This window comes from Pseudonocardia oceanicola (assembly GCF_047200735.1).
Classification (GTDB): domain Bacteria; phylum Actinomycetota; class Actinomycetes; order Mycobacteriales; family Pseudonocardiaceae; genus Pseudonocardia.
This window is the reverse complement of record NZ_JBJZON010000003.1, coordinates 186,417-210,651: the sequence shown is the minus strand read 5'-3', so window position 1 is coordinate 210,651 and position 24,235 is coordinate 186,417. Positions and strand designations below refer to the sequence as shown.

The window sequence follows — 24,235 nt, the reverse complement described above, 5'->3', positions numbered from 1 at the left end:
CACGGTCCGTATCGACAAGGATGTCCCGTTCCGGGACACCCATTGGTGTGACGCCGACCATATGGTGCGCTCCGACCTCAGGGAACGGAGCCACCGATGGCGAGTGCCGAGTCCACGTACCTCACCGACCTCTACGCCGACTGGTCGGCGCGGATGGCGGCCGATCCCGAGATGGGACTGCCGGCGCTGCGTGACCTGTTCGAGGAGTGGCACCTGGCCACGGTGGAGCCGGAGGGTGTGACCTACGCCGAGGTCACCGCAGGCGGCGTGCCGGCGCTGTGGTGCCGGCCGGTCGACGCCGTCGCCGACCGGGTGCTGCTGTACACCCACGGGGGCGGATTCGTGGTCGGCTCCCGGCACAGCCACCGCAAGCTGGCCGGTCACCTGGCCCGCGCCATCGGCTGCCACGCGCTGGTCGTGGACTACCGGCGGGCCCCCGAGCACCCCTTCCCCGCCCAGCTCGACGATTGCGTGAGCGCCTACCGCTGGCTGCTCGCCGAAGGCATCGCGCCCGGTCACATCGCCAGCTGCGGTGACTCGGCCGGCGGCAACCTCGCGATCAGCGTCGCGCTGCGGCTGCGCGCGGACGGGGACCAGCTCCCCGCCGCCCTCGTCCCGATGTCGCCGTGGCTCGACATGGAGCACAAGGGCGAGACGCTCGACACGAACGCCGGGTTCGACGCGCTGGTCCAACGGCCCATCCTGACGGCGATGTCGACCATGTTCCTCGGGCCGGACGGCTCGGCGGTCGACCCGCTGGCCAATCCGCTGCTGGCCGATCCCGCCGGGCTCCCCCCGATGTTTATCAACGCCGGTGGGGCGGAGACGCTGCTCGACAACGCGGTGCGCTTCGGGGAGAGCGCCCGCCGGGCGGGTGTCGACGTGACCGTCGACGTCGTTCCCGGGATGCAGCACGTGTTCCCGTTCCTGGCCGGTCGCGCCCCCGAGGCGGACCGCGCCGTCGCCGACATCGCGCGCTGGGTCCGGCCCCTGCTCGGGCTGACCTGACCTGCTCGTCCCTCCTGGCCCGACGACGGTCGGAACAGAGCCGCCAGGGCTGGATCGGCCCCGTTCGTCCGACGCCCCACCCGCGCACTGATCGATCCAGGAGACGGGATACCGGCCATCATACTGTCGGTACGCAAGTCTCGAAGTGGTCTAGAACGACGTCGCCCTGGTGCTGCGCGGGGTCAGCCTGCACGTGCCGCCGGGCGCCGTCGTGGCGTGCTCGGTGTCAGCAGAGCAGGCAAGACGATCTTGCGGTCACGGGCCTGCTGCCTACGCATCGTGGGCGCATCACGAAGGGCACCGACTCACTCGACGTGCTCGGCTACAACATGGCCCGGGGCCAGAACGGCGGTCCTGGAGGAGGCGGTGGCGCGCGGTGACCTCGGCCGCGAGGGATCCTGGCTGCGCCCAACGGCCTGGGCACCGTCAGTTTGGACGGACTGAGCGGCGACCACGGATACGGACCCGCCGCGAACCGGACACCCCAGGACGTCCACGATCTTCGGCGTGGACCTCGGCAAGCCGCTGGGCCTCGCGGTGCTGGAGCACACCTTCACTAGTCCGGAGGCCGAGTCCTTCGACATCGCGGCGGCGGACCTGTAGGCGGGACCCGCACCGGTGTCAGCCGACCAGTTCGACGATGGTCGCATTGGCCATCCCGCCACCCTCGCACATGGTCTGCAGCCCGTAGCGGATGCCGCGGTCGCGCATGTGGTGGACCAGGCGGGTCATCAGGATGGCGCCGGAGGCCCCGAGCGGGTGCCCGACGGCGATCGCCCCACCGAGCGGGTTGACCCGCTCGGGATCGGCACCGGTCTCGGCCAGCCAGGCCAGTGGGATCGGGGCGAACGCCTCGTTGACCTCGAAGGCGCCGATGTCGTCGATCGACAGCCCGGCCCGGCCGAGCACCTTCGCGGTGGCGGGGATCGGCGCGGTGAGCATCATGACGGGGTCCGCTCCACCCACGGCCCCGGAGTGGTAGCGGGCGATCGCGGTGAGCCCCAGCTCGCCCGCCCGGGTCGGGGTCGTGACCAGCAGTGCGGCCGCGCCGTCGGAGATCTGGGAGGCGTTGCCGGCGTGGATCACGCCGTCGGCGTCGAACGACGGCTTCAGCGCCCCCAGCTTCTCCGCGGTCGTGCCGCGGCGCAACCCCTCGTCGACGGTGTGCCCGGGAGCCTCCGGGATCGTGACGAGCTGGCCGTCGAACGCGCCGGAGTCGATGGCGGCCGCGGCCCGGGCATGGCTGAGCGCGGAGAACTCGTCGAGCACGGAGCGGGTGAGGCCCCACTTCGCGGCGATCAGCTCGGCGCCGCGGCCCTGGTGGAAGGTCCCGCCCCCGAGCTCGGTCTCGTAGCGGCGCAGCGCCCGGGGGCCGTAGGGCAGGCCGACGTCGCGCCCGGCACCGAGCGGGACCCGGCTCATCGACTCCACCCCGCCCGCCACCACGAGGTCGTACTGGCCCGACATCACCACGGCGGCCGCGAAGTCGAGGGCCTGCTGGCTCGAGCCGCAGGCCCGGTTGACCGTCGTCCCCGGAACCGTCTCGGGCCAGCCGGCCGCCAGCACGGCCGACCGGGCGGGGTTCGCGGACTGGTCACCAACCTGGCTGACGCAGCCCCACACGACGTCGTCGACGAGCGCGGGGTCGATGCCGGTCCGCGCGACGAGGGCCTCGAGCACCCTCGCTGCGAGGTCAACGGGGTGCACCCCCGCGAGCGCACCGCCGCGTTTGCCGATCGGCGTGCGGACGGCCTCGACGATCACTGCTTCGGGCATGCCGGCCTCCTTGTCGCTAAAGCTTTTGGATTAGCCTAATCATCATGAGCATGAACCGGGTAGTCGGCTGCGTGTGCATGCCCTCCTCCGGGCCTGGCCGCGCGGTTGACAGTGCCCACCCCCGATGTTCGAATCAGCCTCGACATCGAGAATCACATGTCGACCGGGAGGGCAATGATGCTGGTCGGGCACCCCGGCCGAGGTGGGGACCCGACGGAGCTCAGGGGGCGCGGCGGGCTGACGGGTTCCGGGTTCCCCAGGAATGATCAGCTGATCGACGCGCTGCCGGTCGAGAAGATCCTCGAGAGTGATCCGACCGCGCGGATCGACAGGCGCGAGCCGGCCCGGGTTGGTGCCGCGTGAGCGTGCCTTTGGCGGTGCGGGCTTCCGGTTTCGGAGTGATGCTGCCGAACTTCGACCCGCTGCGGCTGGGGACACCGCCGCTGCTGGCCGCCGCGCGGCTGGCGGAGGACCTCGGGTTCGACTCGGGCTGGGTCGGTGACCACCTGAGCTTCCATCCGCCGGTCCTGGAACCGTGCGGAGCGTTGGCAGCGGTCGCCGCGGTCACGCAGCGGCTGGTGCTGGGCACCGGGGTGCTGCTGCTGCCGATGCGCAACCCGGTGTGGACGGCCAAGCAACTCGGAACGGTCGCCGCGCTCGCGCCGGACCGCCTCGTCGTCGGGGTCGGCGTGGGCGGGGAGAACCCGGCCGAGTTTGAGGCCGCCGGCTATCCCGTGGCGCAGCGGGGCCGCCGGCTCGACGAGGCCATCGTCGTCGTCGATGCACTGCTGCGCGGCGAGGCCGTGGACCACGCCGGCCCGCTGCTGCCGGTGCGCTCACCCAAGCTGGAACCGGTGCCGTCCTCGCGGCCCCCGCTGGTGGTCGGCGGCCGGTCCGCCCACGCGGTGCGCCGCGCGGCACGGTTCGCCGAGGGCTGGTTCGCGGTGTGGCTCGAACCCGAGCGGGTGCGCAGCGCGATCGAGCAACTGCGGGCGCACGCCGAGGAGTTCCGCCGCCCGGTGTGCACCACCGTCATGCTGGTGTTCGTGCACGTCACCGACGCCGCCGAGACGGGTCGACGGGAGCTGGAGCGGTTCGTCGCCGGCCAGTACGGCATGCCCGTCGAGGCCATCGAGCGGTGGTGCGTGATCGGTGGCGAGGACCGCGTGGCCGACGCGCTGGCCCGGTACCGTGACGCCGGGGCCGAGGCGTTCGTGATGATGCCGACCGCCGTCGACGTCCTGGGCCAGTACGAGCGGCTCGCCGGTGTGCGGGACCGGCTCGCCGCGTCGGTCTGATCGACGGCCCCGGCTACGGGGCGAACTTGCGGCCCAGGAGGTGCCGGGCGACCACCAGCTTCGCGACCTGTGCGGTGCCGTCGGCGATCTCGAAGGCCATCACGTCGCGCAGCCGCTGGCCCTGGGGGCTGTCGCTGCCCCACCCCGCGTGCCCGAAGGTCAGCAGCGCCTGGTGCACTACCTCGCCGGCGGTCTTGGGCGCGAACCACTTCGCCATGTTGGCGGCCACCGTGTGGTCCAGGCCCTGGTCCTTGCGCCACAGGGCCTCGTAGCAGATGTGGCGGGCGCCGGCGAGCCGCGTCGCCTGTTCCACCAGGGGGAACGCCACACCCTGGTTGCGCCCGATTGGGCCGCCGAAGGCCTCCCGCGTCCGGGCGTAGTCCAGGGCGTCGTCCAGTGCCGCCTCGGCGATCCCGACGCACATCAGGCCGATCACCGCGCGGGAGTAGTCGAAGCCCTGCATCACCGAGACGAAGCCGGCACCCTCCTGCCCGATCAGCTGGTCACGACCCACCGGCACGGAGTCGAAGTGCAGCGACGCGCGCCCGATCGCCCGGCCACCGTGGTCGTCGAGCGCCGTGCGGGCGATCCGGTCGTCGTGCAGGTCGACGTAGAACGCGCTGACGCCACGGGCGCCCGGCCCGCCGGTCCGGGCGAAGACGATGCCGGTGTCGGCCAACATGCCCATCGAGATCGAGGTCTTCTCCCCGGTGAGCCGCCAGCCCGCCCCGTCGGGCTGCGCGCGCAGGGAGAGGTTGGCCGCGTCGGACCCGTGCTCGGGCTCGGTCAGCACCAGTGCCGAGAGCACCGAGCCGTCGGCGATCGGCGGCAACCAGCGGGCCAGCTGCTCCTCGCCGGCGTTGCCGACCAGGATGTCGGCGTTCAGCGCGGCGACCAGCAGGATGTAGCAGGCGTTGATGTCGGCCCGGGAGACCTCCTCGGCCGCCAGGCCGGTGGTGACGGCATCCGCCTCCTGGCCGCCGAAGCGCTCCGGGATGCGCAGGCCGGTGAGGCCCATCGACGCCATCTCCCGGGGGAGTTCCGGGCGCATCCGGCCCGCCCGGTCGTCGAGCTGGTAGTGCGGGGCGAGGACCTTCTGCGCGAAGGTGGCGAGCTCGCGCCGGAAGGTCTCCTGGTCGGCGTCGAAGGCGTAGTGCACGGGCTGCTCCGATCTGCTGGCATTGCGTCATCGGGATGATCAGTATCACGATTGTCCCGACCGTATCCGGTCCGCCGGTCGGGCACTACCCGAGGACGAGCAGCACCTGGCCCTCGGTGACCCGGCTCGCCCTCGCAGGCGGAGAGCGTTCGCACCGTTCCGCCCGTCTCGGCGTGAACGGGGGTCTCCCTCTTGATCGACTCCAGGATCGCCAGCACGTCGCCGGGCTGCACCGCCTCACCCATACCTTCGACACGCTGGCGATGGTCTGGGCACGGTCTCGGCTGGCATGGGCACTCCCCCGGGGACGGCGGGTGGGTGGGCTGACAGCAGACGCAGGCCCGACGGTGGACGGATCCGACAGTAGCGTCGCCGCGACGCGATACAGCTGCCCACCATGCCGTCCCACATGGTGAACCAGCGGTTACGTCCTGCCTGCACCTCGCACGGCCATGGAGGAGGCCATCCTCGTCACGGCCGACCTGTCCCACCGCGCGCTGGAGCAGGAGCATGCGCTCAACCAGCCCGACGTGCGGATGCTCGTCACCTCGCGCGGTACCCGCCGGCGAGCGGCCGGGACGGTGCGCGCCGGGTCAGCCCGCGGCAGAGTCGACGTCGCCGGGGAGCCGGGCAAGCAGAACCGCCGCAGCCCCGGCGCTCAGCAGCCGCTCCACCGCGGCGTCGTCGAGCTCGGTCGGCATGTGAGCGGCGGCGTTGATCAGCGACAGCACCGCGGTGACCACACCGCGTATCTCCGCGGTGCCCAGGTCGGGCCGCACCTGCCGGAGCGCCTCGGACCAGATTGCCTCGTAGTCACGCTGGCGACGCCGCAGTGCGCGCAGCGCGATCGGGGACAGCGCCCGGTGCTCGCGGACGTACACCGCCACGAGCCGACGGTGGCGTGACCCGAACCCGGCGTGCACGGAGATCAGTGCGTTCAGGACGTGATGCGGATCGCCCGCTTGGGCAGCGCGCCTCGCACCGGCCAGCAACTCCGTCATCGCCGTGTTGCACAGCTCTCGGAGGATGGCGTCCTTGTTCTGGAAATGGCGGTACACCGCCGGACCGGTGACGCCCGCGGCCGCTCCGATGTCGTCGATACCGACTGCGTGGTAACCCTGTCGGGAGAACAGCTCGGTGGCGACCTCGAGGAGCACGGTGCGGCGGAACCCAGCCACGTCGTCACCTCACCAGGGATACCGTCGGTCGTCGTCCTCGTGCGGGCGAACGAGGGCCATTCTATGGGCACGGCCGGATCCCGCAGCAGCGACCGTGCATCGATCGTTCCGGCGGCCCGACGCCCCGAGCATGCGGCCACGTCCCGACTGCGCAGCCCACGCTGGGCGCGGTGGACCCACGGGGGTGGGTCAAGGCCGCGCTGGAGTTCAACGCCGAGCTGTGCGCACGGTTCGGGGTGCAGCCGATGACGTTCGACGGCCGGTCGGACGCCCTGCTGCACGAGCACACCGCCGACGGCGGCACGTACATGGAGTACGTCCGCGACCGCGGGGTCTACCCTGACCTGCCGCTCAAGGATATGCTCACCACGCTGCGCCAGGAGTACGGCAGCGCCCTGCTCCACGACGATGCTCCCGCGGGTGTCGACGAGTTCACGCCTGCGGGTCTCGGCGTCCGGCTGAGCGTCCCGACGCGGCCCTCCTCGGAGACGCCGTCAGCGCCGGACGACCCCGCCCTCGACCCCGGTGAACCGCTTGCGCAGCTCGGTCTTGAGCAGCTTGCCGGTGGCATTGCGGGGCAGCTCCGCCACCAGGTGCACCTCGCGCGGGCACTTGAAGTGCGCCAGCCGATCGCGGCACCAGGCGATCAGGTCCTCGGCCGCGGGCTCCGCACCTGCCGCGGGGTCGGCCACCACGACGGCGACGACCCGCTCGCCCCACTTCTCGTCCGGCCCGCCGACGACGGCGGCGTCGAGCACTCCGGGGTGCTGGAAAAGCACCTGCTCCACCTCGATCGGGTAGACGTTCTCCCCGCCGGAGATGATCATGTCCTTCTTGCGGTCCACCAGCGTGATGAAGCCTTCGGGGTCGATCCGGCCCAGGTCGCCGGTGTGGAACCAGCCGCCGCGGAACGCCTCGGCGGTGGCCGCCGGCTTCATCCAGTACCCGATGAACACGTTGCGCCCCCGCACCAGCAGCTCCCCGACGGTGTCGGGGGGCAGGTCCCGGTCGTCGGGGTCGACGATCCGCGCGTCGACGTGCACCGCCACGCGCCCGATCGACCCGGCCTTGGCGGTGACGTGGTCGGTCTCCAGGATCGACACCAGCGGCGCGGTCTCGGTCATCCCGAAACCCTCGCTGAACGGCACGCCGCGCTGCTGCATGAAGTCGATCACGGTCAGCGGGACCGGCGACCCACCCCCCATGGCCAGCTTCAGCGCCGACAGGTCGTAGCTGTCGAAGTCCGGCACCCGGGTGAGGGCCGACCACATCGCCGGGACCATGAACTGCACGGTCGCCCGGCTCTCCGCCATCGCCTTGAGCGTCCCCACCGGGTCGAACGAGGGCAGGATGACGCTGGTGCCGCCGGCGTAGAGCAGCGGGAGGGTGTGCACCCCGAGACCGCCGATGTGGAACATCGGGGCCACCGCCACCGTCACGTCGCTGCCGCGCAGGCCGTGGGCGGTGCCCAGGACGTTGATCGCGTTCCAGAGCAGGTTGTCGTGGGTGAGCATGGCGCCCTTGGGGCGGCCGGTGGTGCCCGAGGTGTACATGATGAACGCGACGTCGCCGCCGTCGACGTCGCCGCCGAAGGACTCGGGCGCCCCGCCGGCCAGGAACGCGTCGTAGCCGATCTCGCCCTCGCCCGCCCGGCCCCACACGCGGATCCGGTGCCGGACCCGCACCCCCGGCTCGGCGAGCGCGGCCAGTGCCCCCTCCGCGAGCGGCTCGTGGAAGGCGAAGACGTCGGCGCCGGAGTCGGCCAGGATGTACCCGATCTCCGGCCCGGCCAGCCGCACGTTGATCGGCACCGTGATCGCGCCGATCTTCGCGCAGCCCAGCAGCAGCTCCATGAACTCCACGGAGTTCACCAGCAGTACCGCCACCCGGTCCCCCTTGCGGACGCCCAGGTCACGCAGTGCCGACGCGACCTGGTCGGTGCGCCGGTCGACGTCGGCGTAGCTGTGGTGGTCGTCCCCGGAGACGAACGCGGTGCGCTCGCCGTGCAGGAAGGCCCGCCGGGTGACCCAGTGACCGATACCGCGATCCATACCTGCTCCTCGCCGTCCCGCGACGGCTGCTCGTCGATGAGTGGGTGTCAGTGGCGGCCCGAGCCCCGACGGCCGCGGACGACCGTCGGCAGGCCCGCCGTGGCGGAGCCTGCCGACGACCGGAGTGCGTCAGTACGAGCGTGGCAGCTTGAGGCTGTGCTGGGCCACGTAGTTCAGGATCATCTCGCGGCTGATCGGTGCGGTGCGCATCAGCCGGGCCGGGCCCCACAGCGTGGCCAGCCCGTACTCGGTGGCCATGCCGTTGCCGCCGTGGGTCTGGATGGCCTGGTCCAGCGCCAGGATGCCGGCCTCGGCCGCCGCGTACTTGGCCATGTTCGAGGCCTCGCCGGAACCCGGGTCGCCCGCGTCGTGCAGCGACGCCGCCCGCTGGGTCATCAAGCGGGCCAGCTCGACCTGGATCTTGGCGTGCGCGAGCGGGTGCGACACGCCCTGGTGGGAGCCGATCGGCACGTCCCAGACCTTGCGCTCCCGGGCGTAGCTCGCGGCCTTGTCCAGCGCGTAGCGGCCGATGCCGTTGCCCAGCGCCGCGCCCATGATCCGCTCCGGGTTCAGGCCCATGAACACCTGGCGCAGGCCGTCGTTCTCCTCGCCGATCAGGTTCTCCGCGGGCACCCGCACGTCGTCGAAGAACAGCGTGAACTGCTTCTCCGGGGTGACGGCCTGCACCGGGATGACGGTCCTCGTCAGCCCCGGCGCGTCGGTCGGGACCACGATCAGGCTGAGCCGGCCGCGGCCGCGGTCGTCGGTGGAGGTGCGGGTGACGACCAGGATGGCCTCGGCCTCGTCGACGCCGGAGATGTAGTACTTGGTGCCGTTGAGCACCCACTCGCCGCCGACCTTCCTGGCGTGCGTGGAGATGTTGTGCGAGTTGGAGCCGGCGTCCGGCTCGGTGATCGCGAACGACATGATGATCTCACCGCTGGCGATGCCCGGGAGCCAGCGCGCCTTGAGCTCGTCGCTGCCGTAGGCCTGGATGATCGTCCCGCAGATGGTGGGGGAGACGACCGTCATCAGCAGCGGGCACCCGGCCGCGGCCAGCTCCTCGCCGACGATCTGCATGTCGTAGATCCCGCCGCCACCACCGCCGTACTCCTCGGTGATGTTGACGCCCAGGAAGCCCTGCTTGCCCACGGCGTTCCACAGCTCGGTGCTCTTCTCACCGGCCAGTGACTTGGTCACGTAGTAGTCGTGCCCGAAGTCCTTGGCGATCTCGGTGACCGCCTTGCGCAGGTCGCGCCGTTCCTCGGTCTCGTGCAGCTCCATGTCGCTCCCTACCCTTACGGTGACGCGCCGCCGGACGGCGGATCGTGTGGTCCGTACTACGTCTCGTCGGCGACGGGCTCGACCACGGCGAGCGGGTCGCCGGTGGCGACCTGCCTGCCGACCTCGACCGGCAGCTCCGCCACCACCCCGTCGATCGGGCTGGTCACCGAGTGCTCCATCTTCATCGCCTCCAGCACGACCAGGGGCTGGCCCGCGATGACGGCGTCCCCGGCGGCCACGTGCACCCGGATCACCGACCCGGGCATCGGCGCGGTCAGCGATCCGGCCGGCTTGAGCGTGCTGGGGTCGACGAAGCGCGGGATCCGGGTGAACGTGCTGGACCCCGCGCTGCTGTCGACGTAGGCGGTGTCGCCGTCCAGGAGCACCTCGTAGCAGCGCCGCACCCCGGTCGCCTCCAGCACCACGCGGTCGGGGCCGTGGCCGAGCACGACGATGTCCTCGATCGGCTTGCCGTCGACCTCGACCTCGACCCGGTCGCGGTGCAGCGCGTAGGACACCTGCAGCTCGGTGCCGGCGGACGAGGTCCAGCCGGCCCGCTGCAGCTGCGAGGGGTTGTTGCGCCATCCCGCCGGCAGGTTCGGCTGGACCCGGGCGGCCGCCCGGTGGGCGGCGACCCCGGCGAGGGTGGCGGCGACCGCGTGCAGCCGCTCGCTGTCGGCGTCGAGCAGCGGCCCGCCGAGCTCGGTGGCGTCGTGCCGGTCCAGGAAGCCGGTGTCGGTGCCGAGGCCGGCGAACTCCGGGTGTCGCAGCACCCGGACCAGCAGGTCGCGGTTGGTCGTGAGGCCGTGGATCCGGGCCCCGGCCAGTGCCGCGGACAGCGTGCCGAGCGCCTCGGCCCGGGTGGGTGCCCAGACGATGACCTTGGCCAACATCGGGTCGTAGTGGTGGCTGACCACCGAGCCGTCCCGCACCCCGGAGTCGACCCGGACGCCGGTGAGGTCGGGGAAGCGCAGCGTGCGCAGCGTGCCGGTACGGGGCAGGTAGCCCTTCGTGGGGTCCTCGGCGTAGAGCCGGGCCTCCACCGCGTGGCCGGTGATCGTCGGCTCGCGGACCTCGGCGGGCAGCGGTTCGCCCATCGCCACCAGGAGCTGCAGGCGGACCAGGTCCAGCCCGGTGACCAGCTCGGTGACCGGGTGCTCGACCTGCAACCGCGTGTTCATCTCCAGGAAGGCGAACGTGCCGTCGTCGGCGCCGCCGTTCGCGTCCAGGACGAACTCGACGGTGCCCGCGCCCACGTAGCCCACGGCCTTCGCCGCGGCGACCGCCGCGGCGCCCATCCGGGCCCGCAGCTCCTCGCCGACGACCGGGGAGGGGGCCTCCTCGATCACCTTCTGGTGGCGCCGCTGCACCGAGCACTCCCGCTCGAACAGCGCGACGGTGCCGCCGTGGGTGTCGGCCATCACCTGGATCTCGACGTGCCGGGGGCGCTGCACGTATCGCTCCAGGAACACGGTGCCGTCGGCGAACGCCGAGGTGGCCTCGCGGGCCGCCGAGGCGACGGACTCCTCGAGCGTGTCGGCCGACTCGACGATCCGCATCCCGCGCCCGCCGCCACCGGCGCTGGCCTTCACCAGCAGCGGGTAGCCGACCTCGGCACCGAGCTTGCGCAGCGCCTCGGCGTCGAGTCCGGTGGCGTCCCCGCCCGGGAGCACCGGGACGCCGGCCTCGGCCATCATCGCCTTCGCGGTGAGCTTGGAGCCCATCGCGTCGATCGCGTCGGGCGGCGGCCCGACGAACACCAGCCCGGCCGCGGCGCAGGCCCGGGCGAAGGCGGCGTTCTCGGACAGGAAGCCGTAGCCGGGGTGCACGGCGTCCGCTCCGGTGTGCAGCGCGGCGGCGATCACCCGGTCGACCTGGAGGTAGGTCTCGGCCGGGGAGGAGCCGGGCAGCCGCACCGCCTCGTCGGCGTCGTCGACGTGCCAGGCGTCGGCGTCGGCGTCGGAGTAGACCGCGACGGTGGCGATGCCGAGGTCGCGGCAGGTCCGGAAGACCCGCCGGGCGATCTCGCCACGGTTGGCGACCAGCAGCTTCTTGATCACGGGCATCGCCATCACATCCGGAACACGCCGTAGCCACGCTGGCCACGGACCTCGTCGTTGTGCACCACGGACAGGCAGAGTCCGAGCACGGTTCGGGTGTCGCGCGGGTCGATGATCCCGTCGTCGTAGAGCCGCCCGCTGTTGGCCAGGGCCACCGACTCGCGCTCGATCTGACCCTCGACGGCGGCACGCATCTGGGCGTCGGCGTCCTCGTCGAAGGGCAGGCCGCGGTCCGCCGCGGACTCCCTGGCCACGATCGAGAGCACGCCGGCCAGCTGCGCGGGGCCCATCACGGCCGACTTGGAGTTCGGCCAGGCGAACAGGAAGCGCGGGGAGTAGGACCGCCCGCACATGCCGTAGTTGCCCGCGCCGTAGGAGGAACCCATGACGATGGTCAGGTGCGGCACGGTGCTGTTGGACACCGCGTTGATCATCTTCGCGCCGTCCTTGATGATCCCGCCCTGCTCGTACTCGGCGCCGACCATGTATCCGGTGGTGTTCTGCAGGAAGATCAGCGGCGTGTCGACCTGGTTGGCCAGCTGGATGAACTGCGAGGCCTTCTCGGCCTCCTCGCTGAACAGGATGCCGCGGGCGTTGGCCAGGATGCCGACCGGGTAACCGTGGATCGAGGCCCACCCGGTGACCAGCGACGTGCCGTAGAGCGGCTTGAACTCGTCGAACGCCGAGCCGTCGACCACCCGGGCGATGACGTCGCGCGGGTCGAAGGGGACCTTCGGGTCGACCGAGGCGATGCCGAGCAGCTGGTCGGGGTCGAGCAGCGGCGGGTCGGCGGGCATCGTGGGGCCGGGACCGAGCTTGCGCCAGTTCAGCCGGGCCATGATCCGGCGCCCGATCCGGATGGCGTCCTGCTCGTCCTCGGCCAGGTAGTCGGCCAGGCCGGAGGTGCGGGCGTGCATGTCGCCGCCGCCGAGCGACTCGTCGTCGGACACCTCGCCGGTGGCCATCTTCACCAGCGGCGGGCCGCCGAGGAAGACCTTGGAGCGGTTGCGGATCATCACCACGTAGTCGCACATGCCCGGGATGTAGGCGCCACCCGCGGTGGAGTTGCCGAACACCAGCGCGAGCGTGGGCAGGCCCAGGGCGCTGTGCTGGGTCAGGTCGTGGAACAGCTGGCCGCCGGGGACGAAGATCTCGGCCTGGGTCGGCAGGTCCGCTCCGCCGGACTCGACGACGTTGATGATCGGGAGCCGGTTCTCGCGGGCGATCGCCATCCCGCGGAAGACCTTGCGGAAGGTGTACGGGTTCGACGCCCCGCCGCGGACCGTCGGGTCGTGGCCGATGATCATCGACTCGACGCCCTCGACGACCCCGATCCCGACGACCACGCTGCCGCCGACCGGGAACTTCGTGCCCCACGCGGCGAACGGGCACAGCTCCAGGAACGCGGTGTCCGGGTCGAGCAGCAGCTCGATCCGCTCGCGGACGAGCAGCTTCCCGCGCTTGCGGTGGCGCGCGACGTACTTCTCGCCGCCCCCGCCGTTGGCCAGCGCGAGCTGCTCGGAGATCGCGGTCAGCTGTGCCGTGAGCCCTTCGCGGTTGCCGATGTAGTCCGGGCCCTGCGTGTCGACCCGGTCGGGCAGCACGTCAACCAACTTCTCCTCCATGGCGGCATCGACGTCGATCTCCTGACCGGTTACGTTAGCGGCTACTAACGTCCTGCGACAACGGGGTGCGCACGTTCGGTGGTGCGGATCCCGGCCCGGCACACCGGAGGAGCCCCCATGACCCAGCTGGACCACCGTGACGTATCGGCCACGGCGCAGGATCCGTGGACGACGCCGGAGCGGCTCGCGCTGCGTGAGCTGGCCGTGTCGTTCACCCGCCGGGAGATCGCCCCGCACCTGCCGGAGTGGGAGGACGCGGGGGAGCTGCCCCGGGCGTTGCACCGGAGCGCGGCCGAGGTCGGGCTGCTCGGCATCGGGTTCCCGGAGGAGGTGGGCGGCAGCGGCGGCGACCTGCGGGACCTGGTGCTGCTCACCGAGGCCGTGATGGAGGGGGGCGGGTCCTCGGGGGTGCTGGCCGGCCTGCTCACCCACAACATCGCGCTCCCGCACCTGGTCGCGTCCGGCGACCCCGACCAGATCCGGCGCTACGTCGCACCCACCCTCGCCGGGGAGATGATCGGCAGCCTCGGCATCACCGAGCCCGACACCGGCTCCGACGTGGCCGGGATCCGGACCACCGCACGCCGCGAGGGCGACCACTACATCGTCAACGGGGCGAAGCTGTTCATCACCTCCGCGGTGCGGGCCGACTTCGTGACCACCGCGGTGCGCACCGGCGGGCCGGGGGCGTCCGGCATCTCGCTGCTCGTGGTGGACCGGGGCACGCCGGGATTCACCGTCTCGCGCTCGCTGCGGAAGATGGGCTGGCTCTGCTCGGACACCGCCGAGCTGGGCTACTCCGACGTCCGGGTGCCCGCGGCGAACCTGGTCGGCCCGGAGAACAGCGGCTTCGTCCAGATCATGCGGCAGTTCCAGGTGGAGCGGGCGTTCATCGCCGTGCAGTGCTACGCCACCGCCCAGCGCTGCCTCGACCTCACCCTGGAGTGGGTCAAGCAGCGGGAGACCTTCGGCCGGCCGCTCTCGACCCGGCAGGTGGTCCGGCACAAGGTCGTCGACATGGCGACGGCCGTCGACGTGGCGCGGACCTACACCCGCGCCGCGGTCGACCGCATCGTCGCCGGCGACACCGACGTGCGGATGGTCTCGATGGCCAAGAACCAGGCCGTCGAGGCCTGCGCGCTGGCCGTCGACACCGCCGTGCAGCTCTACGGCGGCATGGGCTACCTGCGCGAGACCGAGGTGGAGATGCACTACCGCGACTCGCGGATCCTCGGGATCGGCGGTGGCACAACGGAGATCATGAAGGAGATCATCGCCAAGCACATCGGCCTCTGACCAGCCCGACCAGTCCTGCGCACATCGACGAGCGAGGAGCTCCCGTGAAGTACGACGAGTACGAGTACCTGACCTTCGAACGCCCCTCCGACGGCGTCCTGCTGATCACCATCAACCGGCCGGACCGGCTCAACGCCACCAACAAGCGGCTGCACTGGGAGCTCGGCAACGTCTGGCTCGACGTCGACGCCGACGACGAGACGCGGATCGCGGTGATCACCGGTGCGGGCAAGGCGTTCTCTGCGGGCGGCGACCTCGACATGGTCGTCGACCAGGTCAAGGACTTCAAGCAGATCGCGGCCATCGCCAAGGAGGCCGCCGACCTGGTCTACAACATCGCCAACTGCCAGAAGGTGGTGATCTCGGCGATCAACGGGGTGGCGGTCGGCGCCGGACTGGCCGCGGCGCTGATGGCCGACATCTCGGTGATCGCCGAGGACGCCCGGCTCACCGACGGGCACCTCCGGCTGGGGGTCGGTGCGGGCGACCACGCCGCCATCATCTGGCCGATCCTGTGCGGCATGGCCAAGGCCAAGTACTATCTGCTGACCGCCGAGTTCATCGACGGCAAGGAGGCCGAGCGGATCGGGCTCGTCTCGCTGTGCCGGCCGGTGGCCGAGGTGCTGCCCACCGCGCTGTCCGTCGCGGCGAAGCTGGCCGCGGGCCCGCAGCACGCGCTGCGCTGGACCAAGCGCTCGCTGAACCTCTGGATCCGCGACGCCAGCCCGATCTTCGAGGCCTCGCTCGCCTACGAGATGCTCAACTTCTTCGACGACGACGTGCTCGAGGGCGCCACGGCGATCAAGGAGAAGCGGGCGCCCAGGTTCCCCTCGGCGTCCGGCGGCTGAACGTACCGGCCCGGTGCCGGTCGACCCGCGGGTCGACCGGCACCGGGCCGGACACGAGGCGCGGCGCCCGGTCAGCCCTGGAAGTGCTCCCGGTGCCGGTCGCGGAGCACGTTCTTCTGGATCTTGCCGGTCGCGGTCCGGGGCATCTGGTCGGCGAACAGCACCGCCTTGGGCACCTTGAACCCGGACAGCCTGCTCCGTGCCGCGGCGAGCACGTCCTCCTCGGTGAGCTGCACACCGGGCTTGGGCGTGACGATCGCGGCGATCGCCTCGGACCACCGCTCGTGCGGCAGCCCGACCACGACGACCTCCTGGATCCGGGGCTCGGCCTCGTAGAGCGCCTTCTCCACCTCGATGGACGCGACGTTCTCGCCGCCGGTCTTGATCACGTCCTTCTTGCGGTCGGCGAACCACAACAGCCCGTCGGCGTCGAACCGGCCGACGTCCCCGGAGTGGAACCAGCCGTGCGCGAACGCCTCGGCGGTGGCCTCGGGGTTGCGCAGGTAACCCTCCATCGCGTGCGGGCCGCGATAGACGATCTCGCCGGTCTCGCCGTCGGGCAGCAGGTTCCCGGCGTCGTCCATGATCCCGACCTGGACGTTGGGCACCGGCAGGCCGACCGAGCCGGCGTGGCTGAGCTGGTACTCCGGCGGGAACACCGTGGTGATCGGGTTCATCTCGGTCTGCCCGAAGCCGAGCGCGAAGTCGCAGCCGAACACCTCCATCGCCCGGCGCAGGTCGGTGTCGGGCATCGGCGCCATCGCGTAGATGGCCAGCCGCAGCGTCGACAGGTCGCGCTTGTCGACGTCGGGGTGGTCCATCAGCATCCGGTACATCATCGGCAGCCCGAAGACCTGGGTGATCCGCTCGGACTCGATCGTGGCCAGCAGCGCGGCCGGGTCGAACGCGCGCATCAGCAGCAGCGTCCCGCCCATGTAGAGCAGCCCCGTGGTGAAGCCGTTGAGCTGCGCGGTGTGGAACAGCGGCATCATCGCCACCGACCGCTCCCGGCCGTCGATACCCAGCACCAGCGGGGCGTTGAGCGACTCGATGTAGACCGCGACGTGGCTGCTGACCACGCCCTTGGGAGCGGAGGTCGTGCCGCTGGTGTAGAGGTAGCTGATCGGGTCCCGGTCGCCGACCACGCACTCCGGCTCGCCGGTCCCGGCGTCCCCGACGAACGTGGCCAGATCCCGCCAGCTGCCCGTCGACCCGGCGGCCCACTCGGCTCCGGTCCCGGGGGCCACGACCACGTCGACGACACCGCTGCCCTCGGTGAGCCGGAGCGCGCCGTCGACGAGCCCGGCGAGCTGGCTCTCCACCACCACGCCGCGGGCCCGGGAGTGCTCCAGGACGTAGGAGACCTCGGGCGGCCCCCACGCGAGGTTCACCGGCACGCAGACGACACCGGTCTTCGCGCAGGCGTAGTAGGTGGTGAGGAACTCGGTGCTGTTGCCGCTGGCCAGCGCGAGCACGTCGCCGCGCCGGTACCCGGCGGCCAGCAGCGCGTGGGCCAGCCGGTTGACCTCCGCGTTGAGCTGCGCGTAGGTCAACCGGCGGGCGCCGTCGATGACCGCCTCACGGTCGGGGTTGCGCCACGCGCTGCGGGTCAGCATGTCGCCGACGTTGACCCGGGTGACGAGGTTGGTGTGCAGGTCGTGGTCGATGGTCACGGTTCCTCCGGAGGGTGCGGGTGGGCCCGGTGTCGGCGGCTCAGGATGCGGGCACGAAACGGACCAGCCCGATGTCGCCCACGCGCTCGAACGCGGCGCGGACGGCCATCCCGGGCCTGACGGATCCGGGATCGCACTGCTCCACGGTGGACAGCATCTGCGGGCCCTCGGCCAGCCGCACGATCACCACCGGGTAGGGCGCGGCCCGCGGCAGGTCGTTCCACGGGGGCCGGCTGACGACCGCGGAGACCACGACGGTGGCCTCCCCGGAGACGTCGGTCCAGCGCAGCTGCGCGCAGTGGCAGCGCGGGCAGAACGGGCGGGGGTAGTGGAACAGCAGGTCGCACGCGGTGCACTGGCGCACCGCGAGCCGGCCCTGGGCCGCGGCCTCGAAGTGGCCGCGGTTGACGTCGTCGACGCGCGGCAGGACCTCGGGGTCGGCCAGGCCGTCCAGGTAGGTGGTCACGAGCCCTCCAGTACGACGGTGACGTGGCTGCACAACATGGATCCGTAGGCGTGCACGACGGCCCGGTCGGCGCGGTCGACCTGGATGCCGGCGGCCCGGCCGGTCATCTGCTGGTAGGCCTCCAGGACCCCGCAGATGCCCGAGGCCGTGCCGGAGTGCCCGAACCGCAGCAGGCCGCCGTTGGTGTTCACCGGCAGCCGCCCGCCCGGCCGGGTGGCGCCCTCGCGGTAGAGCTCCACCGCCTTGCCGCGCTCGGCCAGGCCGAGCTCCTCGATCAGCATCAGCGGGTTGGAGCTGAACGCGTCGTAGAGCTGCGCGAGGTCCACGTCGGCGGGTCCGAAGCCGGCCTCGGCGAACGCCTTCGCCCCGGAGCGGACCGCCCCGGTGCTCGACAGGTCGGGCATCGAGGTGAGGAAGCCGTGGGTGTGGCCCTCGCCGATGCCCACCACGTGCACCGGACGGTGCCGGAGCCCGGCCGCCCGCTCCGGCGAGACCAGCACGAACGCGCCGCCGCCCTCGCACGGGATCGAGCAGTCGAGGTAGCCGAAGGGCCCCGCGATGTGCCGGGCCTCCAGTACCTGGGCCACGGTGAACGGTCCCGCGCCCGCCCCGATCGCCGTCGGGTGCGCGACGGCCCACTCCTGCTGGGCCGCCACCGCCTCGGCGAACACCTCCCGGCCCTGCCCGGTCTCGTCGAGCCAGGACTGGGCGATCAGCCCGTACAGGGTCGGGATCGACGGCGCGTAGGGCAGCTCGTAGTCCGGGTGGCAGGTCATCGTCATCAGGCTGCGGCCGACATCGCGGATCGGCGGGAACACCCCGGCGGACACGCACAGCACCGCCGAGCACTGCCCGCTCTGGATGGCGCGGGTGGCGACCCCGAGCATCGCCAGGTGGCTGCCGCCACCGAGCTGCACGCCGAGCTGCAGGCTGAGGTTGTGCAGCCCGAGCGAGTCCTGGATCTCCTCGGACAGGAAGGTGTGTTCGACGGACTCACCCATCATCGAGCCGACGCACAGCAGGCCGTCGATGTCGTCGGGTGCCATGCCGGCGTCGTGCAGCGCCGCGACGGCGGACTCGAGGTGCAGGCCGAGGAACGGGCGGTCGAGCCGGCCCGGGGTGACTTCGGCGAAGCCGGCCAGGGTGGCGAGCGGGTCAGACATGGTTCCAGACGTTAGCAGTGACTAACATCGCTGACCACCGGCTGCGGCGTGCGGGCCGGGTTCCGATACCGTGACGCCGGTGAGCCTGTCTGCCCGGCCGGGCGCCGTCCCGGCCCCCGAGGAGTCCCCCGACGGCGCCGCGCCGCTGTTCAGCATCGAGTTCGGCAAGATGCTGTGCATGGGCTGCCGGCCCGCCGGCCGGTGCCGTTTCGGCCTGGTACTGCGCCGGGGCGAGAACGGCGCCGTCGAGGGTACGGCCAGGTTCTCCGCCGAGCACGAGGGTGCCGGTGGCGTCGTGCACGGCGGTTCGGTGATGGGCGCGCTCGACGAGGCGTGCGGCGCGGTACCGATCGCGGCGGCGGTCCTGTCGGTGACCGCCGAGATGAACGTGGCGTTCCGGCGTCCCGTCCCGCTGGATCGCGAGCTGGACGTTCGGGCCTGGCCCGAGTCCCGCGACGAGCGCGGGCACTGGATCATCCACGCCGAGCTGTACCTGTCCGGCGACGACCGGCCGCTGTGCCACGCCCGCGCCCGTTTCGTCGAGCGCGACCCGGACAAGCACTACGGCCGGTTCAAGGAGTGGCTCGACGGCCGGGAGGGCGTCGCGGGCTGAGCGCGGTCGCCTGCTCAGTTGACCCCCCGGTCCTTCCCGGCCCAGTACGGCGCCCGCAGCTCGCGCTTGAGGATCTTCCCGGCTCCGGACTTGGGCAGCGCGTCGGCCCGGAAGTCCACGGAGCGGGGCACCTTGAAGCCGCCGAGCCGGGACCGGCAGTGCGCGACCAGGTCCTCCACCGCGGGCTCCGCGCCGGGCCGCGGCACGACCACGGCGTGCACGCGTTCGCCCCAGGAGTCGTCCGGGACGCCGATCACGGCCGCCTCCAGGACGTCCGGATGGGTGTAGAGCACGTTCTCGACCTCGGCCGAGTACACGTTCTCGCCTCCTGAGATGATCATGTCCTTGACCCGGTCGACGATGTAGACGTACCCCAGCTCGTCGGCCCACGCCGCGTCGCCGCTGTGGTACCAGCCCTCGGCGTCGAGCGCGGCCGCGGTTTCCTCCGGACGGTTGAGGTAGCCGACCATGATGTTCGGGCCCCGGGCCCAGATCTCGCCGACCTCCCCGGGCGCGGCCCGGGTGCCGTCCTCGCGGTGGATCTCCACCTGCACCCCGATCACCGGCGCCCCGGCCGACCGCAGCCGTCCGGCGAACGGCTGCTCACCGGCCGCCCCGCGCCGGTGGTCCTCCGGGGTGCACTGGGTGAGCAGCGGGGCGGCCTCGGTCATCCCGTAGAGCTGGCTGAAATCGCACGGCAACAGCTTCATCGCGGCCTGCTGGAGCTGGTCGGGCATCGGCGAGGCGCCGTAGAGCAGCAGTCGCAGGCTGGACAGGTCACGGTCGGCGGTGCCCGCGTGGTTCACCAGCATGTTGATCATCGATGGCACGATGAGCAGCAGGGACACCTGCTCCCGCTCGATGACCCGGCCGACCAGCTCGGCGTCGAAACCGGGGACGAAGACGTGCACCCCGCCGATCCAGGTCACCGCGTAGGTCTGCGACCCGTCGGCCAGGTGGAACATCGGCCCGGCGTGCAGGTACCGCTCGTCCGGGGTGTGTCGGATGGCGAGCAGGGCGTGCTTCGCGTTCGCGACCAGGTTGCGGTGGCTGAGCAGCACGCCCTTGGGCCGCCCGGTCGTGCCGCCGGTGTAGAAGATGCCGGCGATGTCGTCGGGGGCCGGGTTCACCGGGGTCGCCGGCGCGTGGGTGACCAGCACGTCATGGGAGGCCGCGCCCTGCGGGGCGGGGCCGTCGCCCATGTGCACGAGCGTGGTGAGCGTGGGGCAGCGGTCGAGCAGCGAGCGGCCCACCGCCAGGTGCATGTCGTCCACGGCCAGGGCGACGGTGCCGCAGTCGTCGATGATGAAGGCGAGCTCCTCCTCGTTGAGCCGGAAGTTGAGGTCGTTAAGGACGGCGCCGATGGCCGGCACACCCAGCCAGTACTCCAGGTGTCGGTACCCGTTCAGCGCCAGCACGCCGACCACGTCGCCGGCGCCGATGCCGAGTGACTGCAGCCCTCCGCCGAGCGCGTCGACGCGCTCGGCCAGGGTGGCGTAGTCGAACCTGACGTCGCCGTCGACGACCGCGGGGCGCTCGCCCGCGACCAGCGCGGCACGCTCCAGGGCCCAACGCAGAGACTCGGTCATGGGTGATCCTCCATATCTTCGTCCACGTGACCATGGTCACGATGGTCCAGGTACGGTGGTAGTACACAGGTCCAGATGGGTGATGGAGGCGACAGCCCGGGTTCCCGGTCGGTGCAATGATTATGCGAAAGCTGGGTGTGGGTGAGACGCGATCCGAGTGCGGCCTGCTGATCGAGGACGGCGAGCGGATCGTGTTGTGTGCGCCGTGCCGGGCGCCGGTGTGGTTCGCCGGGGTACGAGCCGGACACCGGCGCTGCTGTTCCCGCCCCTGGTGGCCGGATGGACGACGAACGCTGGGAGATGACGATGCCAGGTGTGGACGGACGGGTGGCCATCGTGACCGGGGCCGGTCGCGGTCTCGGCCGCAGCCATGCCCTGCGGCTGGCCGCGGGCGGTGCGCAGGTACTGGTGAACGACCCGGGGGTCGGTCGAGGGGGAGAGGGTGGCGACGGCAGCCCGGCGCAGGGTGTGGTCGCGGAGATCACCGCCGCCGGCGGGGTCGCGGTCGCGGACCACCACGACATCTCCACCGACGACGGAGCCCGGGCGGCGGTCACCGCCGCGGTGGAGGCCTTCGGCGGCGTGCACATCGTGGTGAACAACGCCGGGATCCTGCGGGACACGACGTTCCACAAGATGACCACCGAGCAGTGGCAGGCCGTGGTGCGCGTGCACCTGGACGGCTCGGCCTTCGTCACGAGGGCGGCCTGGCCGCACCTGCGCGAGCAGCGCTACGGGCGGGTGGTGATGACCACCTCGGGCGCCGGCCTGTTCGGCAACTTCGGGCAGGCCAACTACGCCGCCGCGAAGCTCGGTGTCGTCGGCCTCATGCACACCCTCGCGCTCGAGGGCGCGCGCTACGGCATCCGCGTCAACTCTGTCGCCCCGGTCGCGCTGACCCGCATGACCGACGGGTTGCTCGACGCCTCCACCGACCTGGACCCGGCCTGGGTGTCGGCGGCGGTGGGCTGGCTGTGCACGGAGGAGTGTGACCTCACCGCCGAGATCGTGCGGGTGAACGGGCCGCATTTCAGCCGGGTGCGGCTCGTGGAGTCGCTCGGGGTGGACTTCGCCGAGCCGCCGACGGACGACGCACTGGCCGATCGCTGGGCCGAGATCGCCGACATGGTCGGCGCGAAACAGGGTGAGGCCGCCGTCGCCGTCGCCCGCCGGACCGGATCCTCCTGACGGCCGACGGCGGCACGAGCCTGTCGAACCCCTCCGGCGGGGCGAACATCTGGACCGGAGGTGTCGCGCCGGGTGCCGTCCTACCGATCGCACCGACCGCCGGTGCCTGGCCTGCCGGACCGGTGGTCCTTCACGCCCCCCCGTCAGGCTCCAGGGCGATCTTGACCACGCCGTCGCGGCGGAAGCCGAACAGCTCGTACGCCTCGTCGGTGGCCGAGAGCGGCATCCGGTGGGTGAACAGCTGCGACAGGTCGGTCGGGCCGTGCTCGGCCAGCGCGAAGAGCCGGCGCAGCCGATCGCTCCCGGACGGGCAGAGGCTGGTGACGATCTTGCGCTGGTAGAACCCGAGTCCGACCGGGACGTCGAGGCTGCGGTGCGCCGCGTAGACCCCGACGCTGGACACGGTGCCGTCCAGGCGGGTGCACTCCAGCGCCGCGGCGAAGGTCTCGGCCCGGCCGAGCGCCTCGATCGCGACGTCCACGCCGCGCTTGCCGGTCAGCTCCCGGATGCGGGCCACCGCGCCCTCGGGCTCGACCACGACGTTGGCCCCGAGCCGCATCGCCAGCTCGGCGCGCTCCGGTACCCCCTCCACCGCGATCACGAGACCCGCGCCGTGCATCCGGGCGCCCGCGGTGGCACAGAGCCCGACGGGTCCCTGGGCGAAGATCGCGACCGTGTCACCGGTCTCCACGTTCGCCCGCTCGACCGCGGAGAACCCGGTGGACATCACGTCGCCGGCCAGCAGGGCGCGCTCGTCGGACAGGCCCTCGGGCACCTTCGCCATGTTGATCGTCGCGCGCGGCACGACGAAGTGGTCGCCCTGGCAGCCGGCCAGTGCGTTGGAGATGCCCGGCACCTTGCCCAGGACCAGGCAGGCCTGCAGCTGCCCGCGCAGGCAGTTGCCGCACTCGCCGCAGCCGACGACGCAGGACGCGACGACGCGGTCGCCGACCGCGAACCCGCGGACGTTCTCGCCGAGCGCGACGACGGTGCCGACCGCCTCGTGGCCCATCCCGACCTGCTCGACGCCGCGGGGCATCGGGAACTCGTGCAGGAAGTGCAGATCCGAGCCGCACACGGTGGCGAGCCGGGTGCGCAGCACGGCCTCGTCCGGCCCCGGTTCGGGGACCGGGGCCTCGAGCAGTTCCAGCTTGCCCATCCCGGTCTTCGACCAGGTCCGGTTGACCGTCGTGGTGGTCATCATCGTCCTCCGCTTCGCCTGCGCATCGACCACATCTGTGGTGCCCGCTCGGTCTGTACCGCCGTGTCCCAACCGACCGCCGGCGGGCCGGTCTCCATCCGGAAGCTGCGTACCGCGGCCCTGGCCAGCGCCGGGTCCTTGGCCACGCCCGCGGCGAAGTCCATGGCCCGGGCCTCGACGGCGCCGTCGTCCACGGACTCCCACGCCAGGCCGAGCGCGACGGCCCGGTCACCGTCGATCTCCGCGCCGCCCAGTGCCATCGCGGCCGCGGCCTCGCGCCCGGCCAGCCGCGACAGCAGCACGAAGTGCCCGCCGCCGGGGTGCAGCCCGATCCGCAGGAACCCCGACATCAGCCGGGCGTTCCCGGCGACCACGCGCATGTCCGTGGCCAGGGCCAGGTTCATCCCCGCACCGACGGCGGCGCCCCGGACCGCGGCGATGGTGAACGCCCGGACCCGGCCCACCCGGGTGAACGACTCGTAGATGACCGACAGCCCGGTGTAGGTGGCGTCGTCGGCCGGATCGGAGCCCGCGCCGGCCAGGGTGCCGGTGTGCGCCCCGGCGCAGAACCGGCCGCCGGCGCCCCGGATCACCAGCGCCCCGACACCGTCGTCCGCGTCGACCCGCTCCAGCGCCGCCACCATCTCACCCGCCATCTGCGGCGTCAGCGCGTTGCGCCGCTCCGGTGCGTTCAGCGTCAGTACCGCGACACCGTCGCCGATCTCGAGATCTACCTCCACCGTTCCTCCTGTGCCCCGT

At 72.0% G+C, this 24,235-nt stretch carries 20 protein-coding genes; 7 read left to right on the top strand and 13 right to left on the bottom strand.

Annotation, left to right across the window (positions count from 1 at the left end; translation table 11 throughout):
* The first annotated feature begins 96 nt into the window (after positions 1 to 96).
* Positions 97 to 1,008, top strand: a complete 912-nt coding sequence (locus ACL02T_RS07490; RefSeq protein ID WP_412829921.1) for an alpha/beta hydrolase — start codon at positions 97 to 99, stop codon at positions 1,006 to 1,008.
* Positions 1,009 to 1,629: 621 nt separating this feature from the next.
* Here the strand turns inward: ACL02T_RS07490 and ACL02T_RS07485 are convergent.
* Entirely contained in the window at positions 1,630 to 2,784 is a 1,155-nt protein-coding gene (locus tag ACL02T_RS07485) for a thiolase family protein (RefSeq protein ID WP_412829920.1), read from the bottom strand.
* A gap of 156 nt (positions 2,785 to 2,940) precedes the next feature.
* On the opposite strand from ACL02T_RS07485, the gene ACL02T_RS07480 reads away from it, so the two are divergent.
* Together ACL02T_RS07480 and ACL02T_RS07475 are read left to right on the top strand one after the other, a co-directional pair.
* A complete protein-coding gene (locus ACL02T_RS07480) occupies positions 2,941 to 3,147 on the top strand; it encodes a hypothetical protein (protein ID WP_412829919.1) in 207 nt (68 codons plus the stop codon).
* A 38-nt stretch (positions 3,148 to 3,185) separates the two neighbouring features.
* Positions 3,186 to 4,082, top strand: a complete 897-nt coding sequence (locus ACL02T_RS07475; RefSeq protein WP_412829973.1) for an LLM class flavin-dependent oxidoreductase — start codon at positions 3,186 to 3,188, stop codon at positions 4,080 to 4,082.
* Positions 4,083 to 4,095: 13 nt separating this feature from the next.
* On the opposite strand, the gene ACL02T_RS07470 is transcribed toward ACL02T_RS07475, so the two are convergent.
* From ACL02T_RS07470 to ACL02T_RS07445, 6 genes are all read right to left on the bottom strand, one after another.
* Positions 4,096 to 5,241 (bottom strand): acyl-CoA dehydrogenase family protein, encoded by a 1,146-nt coding sequence (locus tag ACL02T_RS07470; protein WP_412829918.1) that lies wholly within the window; start codon positions 5,239 to 5,241, stop codon positions 4,096 to 4,098.
* Between the two features lie 593 nt (positions 5,242 to 5,834).
* Positions 5,835 to 6,419 (bottom strand): TetR/AcrR family transcriptional regulator, encoded by a 585-nt coding sequence (locus tag ACL02T_RS07465; RefSeq protein WP_412829917.1) that lies wholly within the window; start codon positions 6,417 to 6,419, stop codon positions 5,835 to 5,837.
* 494 nt (positions 6,420 to 6,913) lie between these two features.
* A complete protein-coding gene (locus ACL02T_RS07460; protein ID WP_412829916.1) occupies positions 6,914 to 8,470 on the bottom strand; it encodes an acyl-CoA synthetase in 1,557 nt (518 codons plus the stop codon).
* A gap of 129 nt (positions 8,471 to 8,599) precedes the next feature.
* The gene (locus tag ACL02T_RS07455) at positions 8,600 to 9,754 is read right to left on the bottom strand and encodes an acyl-CoA dehydrogenase family protein (RefSeq protein WP_412829915.1); all 1,155 of its coding nucleotides are present in this window, start codon (positions 9,752 to 9,754) and stop codon (positions 8,600 to 8,602) included.
* A 56-nt stretch (positions 9,755 to 9,810) separates the two neighbouring features.
* Entirely contained in the window at positions 9,811 to 11,826 is a 2,016-nt protein-coding gene (locus ACL02T_RS07450) for an ATP-binding protein (RefSeq protein WP_412829914.1), read from the bottom strand.
* Positions 11,826 to 13,439, bottom strand: coding sequence for an acyl-CoA carboxylase subunit beta (locus tag ACL02T_RS07445; RefSeq protein WP_412829913.1), 1,614 nt, complete (start codon positions 13,437 to 13,439; stop codon positions 11,826 to 11,828). Before ACL02T_RS07445 ends, ACL02T_RS07450 begins: the two co-directional genes overlap by 1 nt.
* A 117-nt stretch (positions 13,440 to 13,556) precedes the next feature.
* On the opposite strand from ACL02T_RS07445, the gene ACL02T_RS07440 reads away from it, so the two are divergent.
* Together ACL02T_RS07440 and ACL02T_RS07435 are read left to right on the top strand one after the other, a co-directional pair.
* Positions 13,557 to 14,735 (top strand): acyl-CoA dehydrogenase family protein, encoded by a 1,179-nt coding sequence (locus tag ACL02T_RS07440; RefSeq protein ID WP_412829912.1) that lies wholly within the window; start codon positions 13,557 to 13,559, stop codon positions 14,733 to 14,735.
* Between the two features lie 44 nt (positions 14,736 to 14,779).
* The gene (locus tag ACL02T_RS07435; protein WP_412829911.1) at positions 14,780 to 15,583 is read left to right on the top strand and encodes an enoyl-CoA hydratase/isomerase family protein; all 804 of its coding nucleotides are present in this window, start codon (positions 14,780 to 14,782) and stop codon (positions 15,581 to 15,583) included.
* A 71-nt stretch (positions 15,584 to 15,654) separates the two neighbouring features.
* Here ACL02T_RS07435 and ACL02T_RS07430 read toward each other — a convergent pair whose 3' ends face one another.
* Genes ACL02T_RS07430 through ACL02T_RS07420 form a run of 3 tightly spaced genes read right to left on the bottom strand, consistent with a single transcriptional unit; the run spans position 15,655 to position 18,885 of the window.
* Complete coding sequence (locus tag ACL02T_RS07430; RefSeq protein WP_412829910.1) at positions 15,655 to 17,256, bottom strand: AMP-binding protein; 1,602 nt, start codon at positions 17,254 to 17,256, stop codon at positions 15,655 to 15,657.
* A gap of 40 nt (positions 17,257 to 17,296) precedes the next feature.
* Positions 17,297 to 17,722 (bottom strand): Zn-ribbon domain-containing OB-fold protein, encoded by a 426-nt coding sequence (locus ACL02T_RS07425; protein ID WP_412829909.1) that lies wholly within the window; start codon positions 17,720 to 17,722, stop codon positions 17,297 to 17,299.
* Positions 17,719 to 18,885 (bottom strand): thiolase family protein, encoded by a 1,167-nt coding sequence (locus ACL02T_RS07420; RefSeq protein ID WP_412829908.1) that lies wholly within the window; start codon positions 18,883 to 18,885, stop codon positions 17,719 to 17,721. Before ACL02T_RS07420 ends, ACL02T_RS07425 begins: the two co-directional genes overlap by 4 nt.
* A 79-nt stretch (positions 18,886 to 18,964) precedes the next feature.
* On the opposite strand from ACL02T_RS07420, the gene ACL02T_RS07415 reads away from it, so the two are divergent.
* Positions 18,965 to 19,498 (top strand): PaaI family thioesterase, encoded by a 534-nt coding sequence (locus ACL02T_RS07415; RefSeq protein ID WP_412829907.1) that lies wholly within the window; start codon positions 18,965 to 18,967, stop codon positions 19,496 to 19,498.
* Positions 19,499 to 19,512: 14 nt separating this feature from the next.
* Here ACL02T_RS07415 and ACL02T_RS07410 read toward each other — a convergent pair whose 3' ends face one another.
* Positions 19,513 to 21,087: a long-chain-fatty-acid--CoA ligase gene (locus tag ACL02T_RS07410; RefSeq protein WP_412829906.1), complete on the bottom strand. Its 1,575-nt coding sequence runs from the start codon at positions 21,085 to 21,087 to the stop codon at positions 19,513 to 19,515.
* Positions 21,088 to 21,366: 279 nt separating this feature from the next.
* Between ACL02T_RS07410 and ACL02T_RS07405 the strand changes: the two genes are divergently transcribed.
* Complete coding sequence (locus ACL02T_RS07405; RefSeq protein ID WP_412829905.1) at positions 21,367 to 22,275, top strand: SDR family NAD(P)-dependent oxidoreductase; 909 nt, start codon at positions 21,367 to 21,369, stop codon at positions 22,273 to 22,275.
* 130 nt (positions 22,276 to 22,405) lie between these two features.
* On the opposite strand, the gene ACL02T_RS07400 is transcribed toward ACL02T_RS07405, so the two are convergent.
* Together ACL02T_RS07400 and ACL02T_RS07395 are read right to left on the bottom strand one after the other, a co-directional pair.
* Positions 22,406 to 23,479, bottom strand: coding sequence for a zinc-binding dehydrogenase (locus ACL02T_RS07400; protein ID WP_412829904.1), 1,074 nt, complete (start codon positions 23,477 to 23,479; stop codon positions 22,406 to 22,408).
* On the bottom strand, positions 23,476 to 24,216 hold the full coding sequence (locus ACL02T_RS07395) for an enoyl-CoA hydratase-related protein (RefSeq protein ID WP_412829903.1): 741 nt from the start codon (positions 24,214 to 24,216) through the stop codon (positions 23,476 to 23,478). The genes ACL02T_RS07400 and ACL02T_RS07395 overlap by 4 nt, the downstream gene beginning before the upstream one ends.
* Between the last annotated feature and the right edge of the window lie 19 nt (positions 24,217 to 24,235).